Annotated in this window: 10 protein-coding genes and 1 pseudogene; 6 read left to right on the top strand and 5 right to left on the bottom strand. The window is 66.4% G+C overall.

What is annotated here, in order from left to right; genetic code table 11:
* Window positions 1-8 precede the first annotated feature (8 nt).
* Together CETAM_RS13105 and CETAM_RS13110 are read left to right on the top strand one after the other, a co-directional pair.
* Window positions 9-992, top strand: a complete 984-nt coding sequence (locus tag CETAM_RS13105) for a bile acid:sodium symporter family protein (protein ID WP_156229257.1) — start codon at window positions 9-11, stop codon at window positions 990-992.
* A gap of 27 nt (window positions 993-1,019) precedes the next feature.
* Window positions 1,020-1,340: a hypothetical protein gene (locus tag CETAM_RS13110; RefSeq protein WP_156229526.1), complete on the top strand. Its 321-nt coding sequence runs from the start codon at window positions 1,020-1,022 to the stop codon at window positions 1,338-1,340.
* Here CETAM_RS13110 and CETAM_RS13115 read toward each other — a convergent pair.
* From CETAM_RS13115 to CETAM_RS13130, 4 genes are read right to left on the bottom strand one after another with little or no spacing between them, the layout of a single operon-like run.
* Window positions 1,337-1,678: a branched-chain amino acid transporter permease gene (locus CETAM_RS13115; protein ID WP_156229258.1), complete on the bottom strand. Its 342-nt coding sequence runs from the start codon at window positions 1,676-1,678 to the stop codon at window positions 1,337-1,339. The genes CETAM_RS13110 and CETAM_RS13115 overlap by 4 nt on opposite strands.
* Window positions 1,678-2,364: an AzlC family ABC transporter permease gene (locus CETAM_RS13120; protein ID WP_156229259.1), complete on the bottom strand. Its 687-nt coding sequence runs from the start codon at window positions 2,362-2,364 to the stop codon at window positions 1,678-1,680. The genes CETAM_RS13115 and CETAM_RS13120 overlap by 1 nt, the downstream gene beginning before the upstream one ends.
* Window positions 2,361-2,966, bottom strand: coding sequence for a YqgE/AlgH family protein (locus CETAM_RS13125; protein WP_156229527.1), 606 nt, complete (start codon window positions 2,964-2,966; stop codon window positions 2,361-2,363). The genes CETAM_RS13120 and CETAM_RS13125 overlap by 4 nt, the downstream gene beginning before the upstream one ends.
* A gap of 21 nt (window positions 2,967-2,987) precedes the next feature.
* A complete protein-coding gene (locus tag CETAM_RS13130; protein WP_156229260.1) occupies window positions 2,988-4,481 on the bottom strand; it encodes a CCA tRNA nucleotidyltransferase in 1,494 nt (497 codons plus the stop codon).
* Between the two features lie 261 nt (window positions 4,482-4,742).
* On the opposite strand from CETAM_RS13130, the pseudogene CETAM_RS13135 reads away from it, so the two are divergent.
* The 3 genes and pseudogenes from CETAM_RS13135 to CETAM_RS13145 form a co-directional block, all read left to right on the top strand.
* Window positions 4,743-5,243, top strand: a pseudogene (locus CETAM_RS13135) (NUDIX hydrolase); the annotation flags it as partial.
* A 71-nt stretch (window positions 5,244-5,314) separates the two neighbouring features.
* The gene (locus CETAM_RS13140) at window positions 5,315-7,705 is read left to right on the top strand and encodes a hypothetical protein (RefSeq protein WP_156229261.1); all 2,391 of its coding nucleotides are present in this window, start codon (window positions 5,315-5,317) and stop codon (window positions 7,703-7,705) included.
* A gap of 22 nt (window positions 7,706-7,727) precedes the next feature.
* The gene (locus CETAM_RS13145; RefSeq protein WP_231587517.1) at window positions 7,728-10,880 is read left to right on the top strand and encodes a murein biosynthesis integral membrane protein MurJ; all 3,153 of its coding nucleotides are present in this window, start codon (window positions 7,728-7,730) and stop codon (window positions 10,878-10,880) included.
* Between the two features lie 65 nt (window positions 10,881-10,945).
* Here the strand turns inward: CETAM_RS13145 and CETAM_RS13150 are convergent, their stop codons facing one another.
* A complete protein-coding gene (locus CETAM_RS13150) occupies window positions 10,946-12,352 on the bottom strand; it encodes an MFS transporter (protein ID WP_231587518.1) in 1,407 nt (468 codons plus the stop codon).
* A gap of 497 nt (window positions 12,353-12,849) precedes the next feature.
* Between CETAM_RS13150 and CETAM_RS13155 the strand changes: the two genes are divergently transcribed.
* Window positions 12,850-14,778, top strand: a complete 1,929-nt coding sequence (locus tag CETAM_RS13155) for an FAD-dependent monooxygenase (RefSeq protein WP_156229263.1) — start codon at window positions 12,850-12,852, stop codon at window positions 14,776-14,778.
* The last annotated feature ends 171 nt before the right edge of the window (window positions 14,779-14,949 follow it).

Below are 14,949 nucleotides of genomic sequence, written 5' to 3' on the forward strand. Positions count from 1 at the left end.
TTCAAGGCATGTTGTCCCTCTTCAAGCGGACTGACCCGCTCATCCTCCTGATTATTCTTGCGGTGGTGGTGGCAATCATCGCCCCCGTTCGTGGCAGTGTCGCGGAGTGGTTCGCCACGGCGACCAACATCGCGATCGCCCTCCTCTTCTTCCTCTACGGCGCGCGCCTGTCCACCAGTGAGGCGCTTAAGGGCCTCATGCACTGGCGCCTGCATCTGCTCATCCTGGCATTCACGTTTCTCGTGTTCCCCCTCATCGGCCTCGCGCTGAAGCCCCTGACGATGGTCATCTCCGAGGATCTGTACATGGGCATCCTCTTCATGACCCTGGTCCCCTCGACCGTCCAGTCCTCCGTCGCTTTCACCTCCATCGCCCGGGGCAACTACGCTGGCGCCATCGTGGCGGCGAGCACCTCCAACCTGGCGGGGGTGTTCCTCACCCCGCTGCTGGTGATGCTGCTGATGTCGGCCGGCGACCGCATCAATGTCGACGCTCAGGTGTTCATCGACATCGCCGTATTGCTGCTCCTGCCGTTCATCCTGGGACAACTGCTGCGCAAGTGGGTCAAGAGTTACGCCGCCAGCAAGGCGACGAAGATCGTCGACCGCGGTTCCATCACGATGGTGGTCTACTCGGCGTTCTCCGCCGGCATGGTTGCGGGCGTGTGGTCTCAGGTTTCCGTGGGAGAGATCATTTTCCTCATCGGGTTCTCCATCGTCCTGGTCGCCATCATGCTGTCCCTGACCCGCTTCACCGCGCGCCGCCTGGGCTTCAACGAGAAGGACATTAAAGCCATCCAGTTCTGCGGCACGAAGAAGTCGCTGGCGACGGGACTTCCCATGGCATCGGTCATCTTCGGCGGCGCCGGCCTCGGACTGCTCATCCTCCCGCTGATGATCTTCCACCAGGTCCAGTTGATGATGTGCTCCTGGCTCGCCTCGCGTTACGCTCGCCAGGCGCCGCCGCGGCAGCCCGTCATCCTTCGCTCCTGATTGCTTTTCGACGCCGCGCGACGCACGATGTTTCACGTGAAACCGAACTTCCACGTCCGCATTGAACTGTCCATCCCGGGCGCCGGCTCCATCATCCATGTGGCCGAGCTCGCTGAGATGGACCCCCAGACCTGCGCCATGATCCGCATGATCGAACTGGACCCCTCAGACGTCATCCGGGGTGCCGCCACCCAGGAAAAGTCGACCGGCATGGCAAACACCCCGAACCCGGTGGTGCCCCACCCCGACACCTACGCCGACTTCCCCGACATCGAGCACAGTTTCCTGACTCCCGAAGAGTTCGAGGGCCTGTGGGCCGAGGCGATGGCGACCTTCCCCGGACTCTAGAAGACGAAGTTGACCAGGCCCATGTAGGCCAGGGTCCCGCCCAGGATCGACAGTCCCGAGTCCCGCCTCCATGCATGCAGCCCGAGCGTCACGGCCACCCCGAACAGGGCCGCGAGCACGCCACCGGGCGCTCCCGCCTGCCCGAAGAGGGTGTAGACCACCAGCACCGTCATCACGCCCACCGGCATCATGCGACCGAGCAGAGCGAAGAACTGGTTGCCTTTGAGGGCGTCCACGAATGTGAACGGCAACCAGCGCAAGGCGAACGTGATCAGGCCGATGGGCATGAGGACGGCGATGACCTCGGCGAGGGTCACACCCTCGGGAAGTCCGTACATCACACCCGCCACTCGAGGGCCCTGTCCAGGCCCGGGCAGAGGTAGCGCCCGATGAGGGCGAGGAAGTAGGCGCTCAGGGCGATCATCAGCAGCTGATCGGGCGCCACCAGGCCCACCAGGACGGCCAGCCCGCCGGCGAGCAGGATCAGCGAGAGGTCACGATTGTTGCGGAAGGTCTCCCACGCCAGAACGACGAAGAGGGCCACAAGCGCGAATTCCATGCCCTGGATACCGGAGGGGACCACGAGGCCCGCCAGCGCGCCCACGATGCCGGGGATGACCCACATCAGCTGACAGAAGACCTGGATCGTCAACACATGGATACCGCTTGAGGGCCTGCGTGCGGATGCGATGGCATAGGACTCATCTGTGAGCGCGTACGTGGAGTAAGCACGCCCGGCACCGCTCGATACGAGATGCCGGGGAAAGGTCAGTCCGTAGAAGATGTGCCGGAAATTCACCATGAGGCCGGTGACGGCAGCGGAGACGGGGCCGACGCCCGCGGTGATGAGGCTGACGGCCAGGTACTCCATGGATCCGGCGTAGATGAGGACCGAGAAGATCGGGGTCCACCACCAGGCGAAGCCGACCTGTGTCATGAGCAGTCCGAAGGCCAGCCCCAGGGGAATGAGTCCGAGCGCGACCGCCCAGCTGTCCCGGACACCCCCGCGGATCTCGTCGATCAATTGTCCGCCAGGTCCGCCGGGAAGGTGGAGAACAGCGGAAGCGGCATCTGCTGACGACGCATGACGTGGCCCCACAGGTCGGTACGGCCGGGGACGATGACGTCGGTGGGCAGGGCCGGGGTGACGTACCAGTCCCCACGCTCGATCTCGCCGGCGAGCTGGCCCGGGGACCACTCGGCGTACCCGGCGAACAGACGCATGCCCTCGACGAGTTCCGCGACGTCGCCGGGTTCGGCACGCAGGTCGACGTGGGCGAGGCGGTTGGCCAGTCGGTTGAGGTGCTCGGTGTCATCAATATCGACGCCCGCCTTGGTCATCGCCAGCCCGACGACCGACTGCTGGTTGAGCGGGCCACCGATGTAGAGCGCCTGCGGCTTGGCCACGGCGGGCAACCACTCCGGCATGATGTTGAAGACCGCCAGATCGCTTCGCGACGCCAGGTTGACGCCGAAGGTCAGCTGTTCGTTGTGCTCGATGATGAGGACGACCGAGCGGTTGAACTCTTCGGAAAACATGCCGGGCGCCGCCACGAGCAGCATGCCGGGGGCCGGATCGTTGCGCTCGAGGGCGTTGAAGAGACGGTCGGCGTAGAAATCGGACATCGACACGGCGACTACCTCCTGTTAGCTCTTGTCCTGTGACTGTTCAGCTTCCCACCACGTGCGCAGTTCCGCAATTGCTTCCTCACGTTCGAGCGGGCCCCGTTCAAGACGCAGCTCCTTGAGGAACGTCCAGGCGCGGCCCACGGCCGGCCCCGGGGGCATGTCCAGGATAACCATGATCTCGTTGCCGTCCAGGTCGGGACGCACGCGGGCGAGGTCCTCCCGTTCGGCGATCTCGGCGATGCGATCCTCGAGGTGGTCGTAGGTGCGCTGGAGGCGGGCGGCCTTGCGCTGGTTGCGGGTGGTGGAATCCGCGCGCACGAGCTTGTGCAGGCGGGGGAGCAGCGGCCCGGCGTCGGTGACGTAGCGGCGCACGGCCGAGTCTGTCCACTGGCCTTCACCGAAACCGTAGAAACGCATGTGCAGGTACACCAGCTGACTGATGTCAGCGACCATCTGCTTCGAATATTTCAGCTCGCGCAGGCGACGCCGGATGAGCTTGGCGCCGACCACTTCGTGGTGGTGGAAGGTGACGCGGCCGTCGTCATTGAAGGCACGGGTCTGCGGCTTGCCGCAGTCATGGAGCAGTGCCGCCCAGCGCAGGACGAGGTCGGGACCGTCCTCTTCCTGCTCGATGGCCTGGCGCAGCACCTGCATGGAGTGGGCGTAGACGTCCTTGTGCTGGTGGTGCTCGTCTTTCATGTCACGCATGGCGGGGATCTCGGGGAAGACGTGTGCGGCAATGCCGGTGTTGACCAGGAGGTTCATTCCGGTCCACGGGGCGGCGCCCTCCATGAGCTTGTTCAGCTCCAGCTGGATGCGTTCGACGGTGATGCGGTTGATCTGCTCCGACATGTCGTTCATGGCCTCTTTCACCCGGTCGGCGACCCCGAACCCCAGGTGGGAGACGAAGCGGGCCGCCCGCAGCATGCGCAGCGGGTCGTCGTGGAAGGAGATCTCCGGGGTGTCGGGGGTGTCCAGTCGCTTGTGCTCCAGGTCCTCGAGACCGCCGACGGGGTCATGGAAACGTCCGGTGAGGGAACCGCGGTCATCGATGAGCAGCTCGACGGCCATGGCGTTGATGCGGAAGTCACGGCGGACGAGGTCGCCCTCGAGGGTATCGCCGAAGACGACCTCGGGGTTGCGGCTCTGGCCGTCGTAGGTGTCGGAGCGGAAGGTGGTGATCTCTATCTGCTGGCCTCGGTGTTGGGCGGAGACGGTGCCGAAGTCGATGCCGGTGTCCCACACGGTGCCGGCCCAGGATTCGAGGATCTCCTTGATCATCTCGGGGCGGGCCGGGGTGGTGAAGTCCAGATCGTTGCCCAGGCGGCCGAGGATGGCGTCGCGGACGGAACCGCCGACGAGGTAGAGCGGCAGGTCACGGGCGGCGAACTCGGCGACGAGGTCAGCGAGCACATCCTCCAGAGACGAGATCGCCTGATCGGCCTTCGCCAGGAGTGCCAGGGGAGTCAGAGATTCGTCGGGATTCACACCTGTGGAGTCTACCGGGGACACGCGGTACCCAGGGAATTCGGAAAGGTCGCCGCAGGGGATACGATCAGGGGGATGACTGAGAATGATTCCCAGAGCCCAAAGCGCCGGCGACGCCGCCGGTCGCGTCGTCGTGGTTCCGGAAATCAGTCGGGTGCGGCCCCTCAGAACCAGGCCCAGACCCCCCCTGAGCAGAAGGAACAGAAACCTCGCCGGAGCGGTCGGCGCCGCCCGCAGCGCAACACGCAGCGTAATCCGCAGCGTGCGCAGCAGCAGAACCGCATGGTCACCCGGGATGAGACGTCCGCGGGTGGACTCGTGGTCTCGGGCCTGGCGGAGGCTGTCAATGACGCCGGCGAGGTCGATCTGGGCCGCATCTACGTTGCGCTCATCGGCCGTCTGGACCGCCGGGGACGGCTGCTGTGGTCGATGCCGAAGGGTCACGTGGAACCGGGTGAGGACCGCCGCGCCACCGCCGAGCGCGAGGTGTGGGAGGAGACCGGCGTCCACGGCGAGGCCTTCGCCGATCTGGGCGTGATCGACTACTGGTTCGTCTCCGATGGCGTACGCATCCACAAGACGGTCCACCACCACCTGCTGCGCTTCGTCGACGGCGACCTCAATGACGAGGATCCGGAGGTTACCGAGGTGTCGTGGATTCCCGTCTCGGAACTCATCGAGCACCTGGCGTACGCAGATGAACGCAAGCTCGCGCGCACCGCGCACGATCTTCTGCCTGAGCTGGCGCGGGAGGAGAAGACCGCAGGAAGGACGACCCCGCGGTGATCCGGGCCCGGGGCCTGGTGGTCGCGGCATTACTGTGCTTTTCGACGCCCGCCTATGCCCTCCCCACCCCCGTGTCCCCCACGGACCCCGCGGTCGCCGACCAGTGGACCAACCCCTTCGCCCGCCCGGACGAGCGCACCGACGTCGGTGTGGAGGTCCTCGAGGCTGACTCACGGCGGGCGGTCCTCTCGGTGTACAACAACTCCGGGGACGTGGTGTCGGACCTCTCGGTGACTCCCCGGCGCGCCGACGCCGCACCCACGGTGGGGGAGGCCCGCCGTGTGCTCGCCCTCGGCCGGGACGCCTACCCGTACTTCGGTACCTCCCTGGACCTGAAGGGCGAACTCGGCCCGGGCGAGCGTCGTGACGTCACGCTCACACTGGATTCACTCGGCCTTGAGCCGGGTACGACGCCCCTGATGTTCTCGCTGGCGGGCGCGGTGGGGGAACCGGGCGTCCTGTCTCTGGGCACGGAGCGGATGCTCCTCACTTCTGAAGGTGAAGAAGAAGCCGACGCGCAGACCCCCGGAGTGAGCCTGGTGGTGCCGTTGACGGCGCCGGTGGACATCGTTCCCGGCGAAACGGGCCAGGCCCCCGAGGATCCGCCGCTGATCCTGCAGTCGGAGCAGCTCGCGGACCAGCTTGCCCCGGGTGGGCGGCTCACCGACATCCTGCACACCTACGCCACCGCCACCACGACCGGTCCGAACGCCGCGGAACTGAGCCAGGGCACGTGCCTGGCCATCGACCCCGCGCTGGTGGAGACGGTCGCCCGCATGGCGGAGGGCTACACCGTCGCGGATGAGCGCCCCTCCCTGACGAAGAAGTCCCAGCGACTGCGTGACAGCTGGGGCTCGGATGACGAATCCGACTCGGGCGAGCCCGGCAGGGGAGTGGCGGACGCACAGGAGTGGCTGACACGGCTGAGCGCAACGGCCGGCGCCGGGTGCACGGTGGCGCTGCCGTGGGCCAACGCGGACGTCAATGCGGTGGCCGCCACGGAGGACGAGTGGCTGTTCCGGGAGCTGGTGCAACGCGGTCCGGCGACGCTGCAGGCCGAACTGGGTGCGGCCCCCGCGGGCAACGTGGTCATCCCCGCCTCCGGCTACGTCACTGAGCAGACCACCACGGCCCTGGGTTGGGCGGACCAGACGAGCTCCATGGTGCTGCAGCAGGGGATGCAGGCCGCCTGGGAGGCCTCGGTGGCCAGCCGCGTCCCACAGCCCACGGACGCGGATGACACTGCCCTGGAATCCACGGAGCTGCCCGACATGACGGGGGCGCCGCCCCCGCAGACCCCGGTGCAGGTGCTCGTCGCCGACAACACGGTGTGGGGGGTCCCACGTGCCGGCAGCTTCGCCCGCCTGGCGCCCGGCATTACGGCGGTGACCTATCCGGGTGCGCTGGGGGCGCTGCTGTCGTCCACCGGCCCGAGCCCGCAGACCACGGGCTACTCCAACCCGGATTCGCGTTTCGACTACCGGCTCGACTCCATCACGGCCCGGGCGCTGACCGCCGGCTCGGCCGTCCGGCTCGCCGTCGCGGAGCAGACGCTGCCGGGCGACTGGGCACAGTCGCCGGAGCCCGTGCTCGTCCTCCCGGCTTCGCTTCTCGACGCCCGCACCGCCTCCATCCTCCTGTCCACCACCGCCGAGCTCCTGGCCGAGGACGCCGCGACCCCGCTTCCCCTCGACCAGGCCGTGACCCCGGGAACGGAGCAGGCGGAGGAGCTCGACTCGCAGCCGCTGTCCCCGCCGACGCTCGGCGTCACGCGCTTCGGTTCGCCCTACGCGGATCCTTCGGTGGTCAGCGACACCGAGGTGCTGCGCGCTGGTCAGCAGGCCCGCTACACGGATGACCTCACCCGCATGATGGTCAACGACCCCGGCATCAACCTCACCCGCTACGGTTTCACGCTCCCGCTGCGCCGGGATGTGCTGACGAGCCTGACGGCGACGTCGAGAAGCAGTCTGGGCAGCTACGAGGATGTGGTGGCGGCGGCCGGCCGGCGGCTGGACGCCAACCGCCGGACGCTGCAGGACCTGCGGGGTTCGGTGGCCCTGATTCCCCCGGGCAACGTGTACACGCGGGCGTCGGAAAGCTCTCCGCTCCTCATCGTCGCCGAGAACGGCCTGCCGCTGCCCGTGGACGCCGAGCTGGTGTACTCGGGGCCGGAGGGTGCCACGATCGACGTGCCCGGCCGGGTGCATATTCCGGCGTACGGATCGATTACGGTGCAGATGACCGCCGACCTCCCCGCCGAGCGGGACCAGACGCAGCTGACGCTGTGGTTGGCCACCCGGGACGGTTCACCGATTTCCACCCCGGTGGACATCACGGTGCAGACGCGGGCCGGTATCGTCGGCACCTACGGCATCGCCCTGCTCCTCGTGGTGGGGTTGTCCCTGATGCTGCTCTTCCGCGTCGGCCGACACCGCCGACGTGACCGACAGCGCCCCTAGAACCTCAAGAACGGCTTTGTGAGTGAACTCCACCGACAACCTCTCATCCGGCCAGCGCGCCCGCTTCGTCGCCCCGACGCCTCCGGCCCCGGTGCCGGAGCAGCGGGCCCCGGCGCCGGCCCGGGCACCTGACCGCTCACGGCTGACGGCCGCACCCGTCCTGCTCCCCGGCGACTCCGGCGTGGCCTCCGACTCGGACGTGGTGCGCGCCGGTGGTTCCATGGCGATTGCGACGCTGATTTCGCGCATCACCGGCTTCCTCCGCAACCTCCTCATCGGTGCGACGCTGGGTCCGGCCGTCGGCTCCGCCTTCAACACCGCGAACACGTTGCCGAACCTGATCACGGAGATCGTGCTCGGCGCGGTCCTCACCTCCCTGGTGGTGCCGGTGCTGGTGCGCGCGGAGAAGGAGGACCCCGACCGGGGTGAGGCCTTCTTCCGCCGGCTGTTCACCCTCTCGGCGTCGCTGCTGATCGTGGTGACGTTGCTCGCGGTGATCGGCGCGCCCCTGCTGACCAGGATGCTGCTCAACGCAGACGGCCAGGTCAACATCGTCCAGTCGACGTCTTTCGCCTATCTGCTGCTGCCGCAGATCTTCTTCTACGGCATATTCGCACTGTTCATGGCGGTGCTGAACACCCGGGGCATATTCAAACCCGGGGCCTGGGCGCCCGTGGCGAACAACGTCGTCTCCATCGCCGTCCTGACCCTGTACATGACCCTCCCGGGCTCCCTGCTCGACGAGGCCCCCTCCGGCATCACCGACCCCCACGTCCTCCTGCTGGGCCTGGGCACCACACTCGGTGTGGTGGTGCAGGCGGTGATCATGCTGCCGTACCTGAAGAAGGCGGGTATCAATCTGCGCCCACTATGGGGCATGGACGCCCGCCTCAGGCAGTTCGGTGGCATGGCCGTGGCCATCGTGGTGTACGTGGCGATCTCACAGGTCGGCTACGCCGTGACCACCCAGATCGCCTCCCTCTCGGACAAGGCGGCACCGCTGATCTATCAGCAGGCGTGGCTGCTGCTGCAGGTGCCCTACGGCATCATCGGGGTCACCCTGCTCACCGCCATCATGCCGCGACTGTCGCGCAACGCAGCCGACGGCGACGACCGTGCGGTGATCGACGACCTCAATCTGGGCACCAAACTCACCTTCATCGCGCTGATCCCGATCGTGGTGTTCTTCACCGCTTTCGGCCCCGAGATCGGCGTGGCGCTGTTCTCCTACCGCAACTTCGACACCGAGTCTGGAACGCTGCTGGGCCTGACGCTGAGCTTCTCCGCCTTCACCCTCCTGCCGTACGCACTGGTGCTGCTGCACCTGCGCGTCTTCTACGCGCGTGAGGAAGCCTGGACCCCGACCTTCATCATCGCCGGCATCACCGCCACGAAAATCGTCCTGTCGCTGCTCGCTCCGCTGGTGGCCACCTCGCCCTCCCGCGTGGTCATCCTGCTGGGCGCCGCCAACGGCTTCGGCTTCGTCGCCGGCGCCGTCATCGGTGCACTGCTGCTGCGCCGCAAGCTCGGCCATCTGGGCACCCGTTCCCAGATACGTACAACCATGTGGGCGGGCGCGGCCTCGCTCATCGGCGTGGCGGTGGCGCTGTTCGTGGACTTCACCATCCGGGCCTTCGCCCCCGACCTCCTCAACGATCTGGGCTCCTTCGGCGTGCTCGTGCGCGTGGGCGTCGACGGCGTCATCTTCCTCATCGCCACCGGCATCGCCCTGAGCTTCTCCGGGCTGCCGGAGGTGCAGAACCTGGGCCGTGCCTTCGCCCGCATCCCGGGCATCTCCCGCTTCATCCGCCCGGACGCCAGCAAGGAGATCAAGGTCGAGGAGCCCGATCCGCAGGAGGTTTCCGCCCAGTTCTCGGCGATGGACCCCTTCAACTCCTCGCCGCCGCCCGCCCCGATGTCGGCCGGCGTCGTCCGCGGGCCACGCCTGGTGCCGGGCGCCCCGGTGTCCGACGGCCGCTTCCGCCTCCTCGTCGACCATGGTTCGGTGCCCGGCGCGCGCTTCTGGCACGCGAAGGAACTTGCCACCGGCCGGGAGGTGGCACTGACATTCGTGGACACCTCCGGCAACGCGCCGATGGCGCCGGCCTCCCCGGCCGCCGCCGCGGGAGCCGCCGCCGAGGTCTCCCGTCGTACACGCAACATCGCGGGTCGGCCGGGGGTCGCCGAGAACATCGAGGTGCTGGCCTACCGCAACGGCTGCCTCGTGGTCGCTGACTGGGTCCCGGGTTCATCGCTGGGCGCGGTGGCCGCCGACGGCCACCTCGACCCGCACGCGGTCGCCGCCGCCATCGCACCGCTCGCCGACGCCGCCTCCGGCCCCCGTCCCCTCGGGCTGGACAACCGTGCGCGAATCCGCATCTCCACCGACGGCGAGGCGGTCCTCGCCTTCCCGGCCGTGCTCCCCGGCGCCACCGCCGAACGTGACCAGGCCTCCGTCACCTCCGCCCTGAAGCTCCTGGCGTCCGCCAGCGCGGGTCTGGACGACTTCATCGCGGAGACCGACATGAAGACCCTGGCGACCCGGCTGCGGGCCTTCGCCGGCGTGGCCGACGAGGAACCGGACACCCTGGTGGTCGAGATCGACGATGAACCGCAGCCCGACGAGCGGGCCGGCTTCGGCGCCAAGGCCTACTCCCGGAAGTCCGCCGCACTCATCGGCGTGGTCTCCATCGGTACCGTGGTGCTCGTCGCAGGACTGACCGCCTACCTGGTCAGCGTCATCGGCGGCGGCAGGCAGGAGACCCCGGTCGACTCCGAGTCCATCCAGGGCTCCGCCACCGAGACCGCCCCGCGCCCGCTGGGTCGCGTCCAGGAGATCGCCGCCACCTCCGCACCGGAACTCAACGACGGCGACACTGCAACGGTCTGGTCGACGCCGTCGATTCCCGCCGGCGTGGTTCTCACCCTCTCCGACCCGGCCGAGCTGCAGCACCTGGTCATCGACGTCCCGGTCGGCGACGTCGCGGTGGAGGTCTACGGGGTGCCGGAGGGTGTCCGGAAGCAGGACCCCTCAGGGTTGCCCCTGCTCGCCGACGCCACCCTCCACGAGGGCCGCAACAGCCTCGACCTCGACCTCCAGGTGAGCGGAGGAGTGCTGATGTGGTTCACCGGGCAGGCCGAGGTCGCCGAGGTTCAGGTGGTCGGCGTGAACTGACTCCGGATGAATGAAGCGCCCCAGGCATGTGCCTGGGGCGCTTTCCGTTCCGGGAGTGTCAGGTGTCAGTCAGCGGCGTAGGAAAAGCTCTTCTCCGGGGTGCTCACACCCGGCCCTTCCGACGAGGAGAGGTTTTCCTTGACTCCCTGGCGGCGGGGCAGTGCGGGGGCAATTCCGGCGACAATGAGCAGGACCACCGCGAACATGATGTACATGGCGATCGGCGCCCAACCGATGTCGAGCAGCCCGCCGACCAGGATGGGTGCGAGGATGCTGCCGCATCGACCGATGCCCATGGCCATACCGACTCCGGTGGAACGCAGGTCAGATGTGTAGGACATCGGGGCGATCGTGTACAGCGCGGCCATGCAGCCGTTGATGAACACACCGAGCAGCAGACCGATTCCCAGCGCCAGGAAGAGCGTTGAGGTGGTGGTGGCAAAAGCGACCATCATGGTCGCGCTGAGGCTGGCGAAAACGACCATCACCCGACGGGGATCCCAGCGGGCGGCGCAGAAGCCGTAGAGGATGTTTCCGACGAGACCGCCGGCCATGATCACCAATCCACCCCAGATACCCTGCTCGGCGGTCAGGCCGATTTCGACGAGGAGTCGCGGAGTCCAGGAACTGGCGAAGTAGAAGGAGGACATGACCAGGAAGTACATGCCCCAGAGCAGCAGTGTGCCTCGGACGTTCTCTCGGGAGAACAGGGCGCCGTAACCACTGCGGGACCTGGTCTTGCTCTCTGCGGAGCCCAGCACGATCGGGCCCTCGATCTTCAGACGATGTGCGATCTCGGTGGCCTGGCCATGGGCTTTCTCGCTGCCGTTGCGGTAGCGCGTCGCCAGATGATCCAGCGATTCTGGGATGAATACCGCCACTCCGACGAGCACTGCCAGGGTGATGGAGCCACCCAGGTAGAACACACCCTGCCAGCCGAAGTTCTGGATGACCGGGACCGCGGCAAGTCCGCCGAAGGTGGCGCCGATGGGGAAGCCTGCGGAGTAGACGCTCAGTGCCAGGGGACGGTACTTCGCGTTCGCGTATTCGGAGACGAGCACAATTCCGGAGGTCATGATGCCGCCGATACCCAGGCCGGTGACCAGTCGCCAGATGAGGATCTCGCTGGTCGAATCAGCCGTGGCGGTCAGGAACAGGCCGAGTGCGTTCACCGCAATCGACGCGAGCAGAACGGGGCGACGGCCGTAGCGGTCGGCAAAGGGGCCGACTCCGGCGGTGCCGATGGCCATGCCGATCAGACCGGCGCTGAGCAGCATGCCGAGCTGGGAGCCGTTGAGTCCGAGGTCCTCCAAGACGGCACTCGAGGTGAAAGCCATCGCCTGGACGTCATAACCTTCGGTCATCATCAGCAGAACTGCGACACCGATGATGACCCACTGGCGGGCCCTCATGGGTCGCTGGTCGATCTTCTCCCGCAGTGTCGTGTCGTTTGTCGTTGTGGTGTTCATCATTCCTCCGGGTTGGGGAGTGGGTGTCGGGTGCCGGGGCGGCAGGGATGATTCTGGGGAGTTCGGCTTTGTCCATGCTGTCACTCGGATCATCTGGACGTACCGGCATTCAGGAGAGAAATGGTCCTGTCTCGACGCCCTAAATCCTGGTTGAGGCTCAGGGGGTCGACGGGTGTGTCGCGTACCAGGGAACAGCTGAGGGCGGGGGGACATGCCGCTCAACCACCTAACAGAGTTTCGCTGAGTGGGCCCTTTGGCTCACCTAGTGAAACACATCACGTTTCTCACGTCAATGGTTCATGTGGTGGATCTTTTAGTCCACGTGGTGGTAGCGTACGTGTGGCAGGGATCACGATGGAGTTCCAATAGCGACCTGGAGCACTCCAAGTAATGTGGCGCAGATCTGAAGTCCCCGGGTCGCCTCGCCGGCTGTCCCATCGCACGTGATTTCGTCCGGAAACCGAACCCAGCCATATCTTCAGAAATTTGGAGGAGAAAACATGCAGTTCCATCACCACGGATATGTATCCACCGACCCGCGCCTCCTGCCCGCCTCGGAGATCGGAGAGAACTGGTCGGAAGAGCTACCCGATGAAATGGATGTCCTCATCGTCGGCGCCGGCCCCACCGGCATGATCGCTGCGGCCCAGCTGGCCCGGTACGGCACCGTCCACACCCGACTCATTGAACGCCGCGCAGAACGCCTGGAATTCGGTCACGCCGACGGTGTCCAGGCCCGCAGTATGGAGGCCTTCCAGGCCTTCGGTTTCGCCAACCAGCTGAGCGATGAGGCATACCACATCACCGAGATGTCAGTCTGGAAACCAGATCCGAAAAAGCCCGAGAACATCATCCGCACCGCGCTCACCCCGGACGACCCCATGGAGATCAGCGAGTTCCCCCACGTGACCATCAGCCAGTCACGCATCCTAGACTTCTTCGCTGAGTCAATGGCCTTCTCACCGACCCGGATGCAGCCCAATTACGGCGTGGAGTTCCTCGCCCTGGAGAACACCGGAGAAGGTGATCACCCGGTGGTGGTGAAGATCCGCCACACCACCGGCCCGCGGGCAGGGGAGGAGCGGACCATCCGCACCAGGTACGTCCTCGGCACCGACGGCGCACGCAGCAGCGTCCGCACCGCCATCGGCCGCAAGCTCGAGGGAAGGCAGGCCAACCACGCCTGGGGCGTGATGGATGTACTCGTGCGCACGGATTTCCCGGACATCAGACTCCGCTCGGTGATCCAGTCAGACAGCGGTGGCAGCATCCTGGTCATCCCACGTGAAGGCGGTCACCTGGTCCGCCTCTACGTGGACATGGGTGAGGTTCTGCCCGAGCAGTCACGTGAGATCCGGAAAACGCCTCTCGAGGAGATCATCACCAAGGCGAACGACATCCTCCACCCGTACACCCTCGAGGTGGCCAACGTGGTCTGGAACAGCATCTACGAGGTGGGCCACCGCATCACCGACAGCTTCGATGATGCCCCGGCGGACGGCGCGGGCAACCCTCGCGTCTTCATCGCCGGAGATGCCTGCCACACCCACAGCGCCAAGGCAGCCCAGGGCATGAACGTGTCAATGGCCGACGGCTTCAACCTTGGCTGGAAACTGGGCCACGTACTCACCGGCCGAAGCCCGGAATCCCTGCTGCAGACCTATTCCCAGGAACGCAGGATTGTGGCGGAGAACCTCATCGCCTTTGACCGCGAGTGGTCCTCACTGCTGGCCAAACGCCCGGAGGATTTCGAGGACGCCGGCGAGGTGGAGCAGTTCGTGCTCAAGAACGCGGAGTTCCCGGCCGGATTCATGACCTGCTACGCGCCTTCCATGATCACCGGTGAAGACACCCACCAGCAGTTGGCCGCAGGCTTCCCGGTGGGCAAGCGCTTCAAGTCCGCCAGGGTGGCCCGGGTGTGCGACGGCAATCCGCTGCACATCGGACATCAGGCCAAGGCGGACGGCAAGTGGCGGCTGTACATTTTCGCAGACGCCCCAACTGTCGGTGAGCCCTCCGAGTTCAACAACCTGGCCACCTGGTTCAGTGAGTCTCCGGAGTCCCCGACACAGCTCTACACCCCGGCAGGTGAGGATCTCGATGCATACTTCGAGCTGAACGTGATCTTCCAGCAGCCGCACACCGGGATCAACATTCCCGACGTCCCCACCGCGTTCCGCCCCGAGGTCGGTCCCTACAAGGTTCGTGACCTGGAGCGGGCCTACGGCGTGCTGCCGGATGAGGACATCTTCGACATGCGCCACATTGACCGTCAGGGCGCCATCGTGGTGGTCCGCCCCGACCAGTACGTCGCCCATGTTCTTCCACTGCACGCGACCCATGAGCTGACCGAGTTCTTCGCCCGGCACATGAACCAGGCGCAGGCCCCCCGAGAGGCCCCCCTGAACCGCGAGTCGCTGCGCGTGTAGAGAACCACCGGTGATCCCCTCCGGGCCATTTATGGTCCGGAGGGGATCACCGGTGTCTGCCATGTTGCTTGTCGACGCCGTCGGGAAGTGACTCCCGCACCCGTGGCAGGACGATATCTCACTCATGGAATACTTCATTGGATATCAGTTTCATTATTACCCAGGGGAGTC

Source organism: Corynebacterium comes (assembly GCF_009734405.1).
GTDB lineage: Bacteria > Actinomycetota > Actinomycetes > Mycobacteriales > Mycobacteriaceae > Corynebacterium > Corynebacterium comes.

Coding starts and splice junctions, on each gene's coding strand:
- CETAM_RS13105 (WP_156229257.1), top strand. CDS start 9: ATGTTGTCCCTCTTCAAGCGGACTGACCCGCTCATCCTCCTGATTATT.
- CETAM_RS13110 (WP_156229526.1), top strand. CDS start 1,020: ATGTTTCACGTGAAACCGAACTTCCACGTCCGCATTGAACTGTCCATC.
- CETAM_RS13115 (WP_156229258.1), bottom strand. CDS start 1,678: ATGTACGGACTTCCCGAGGGTGTGACCCTCGCCGAGGTCATCGCCGTC.
- CETAM_RS13125 (WP_156229527.1), bottom strand. CDS start 2,966: ATGTCCGATTTCTACGCCGACCGTCTCTTCAACGCCCTCGAGCGCAAC.
- CETAM_RS13150 (WP_231587518.1), bottom strand. CDS start 12,352: ATGATGAACACCACAACGACAAACGACACGACACTGCGGGAGAAGATC.
- CETAM_RS13155 (WP_156229263.1), top strand. CDS start 12,850: ATGCAGTTCCATCACCACGGATATGTATCCACCGACCCGCGCCTCCTG.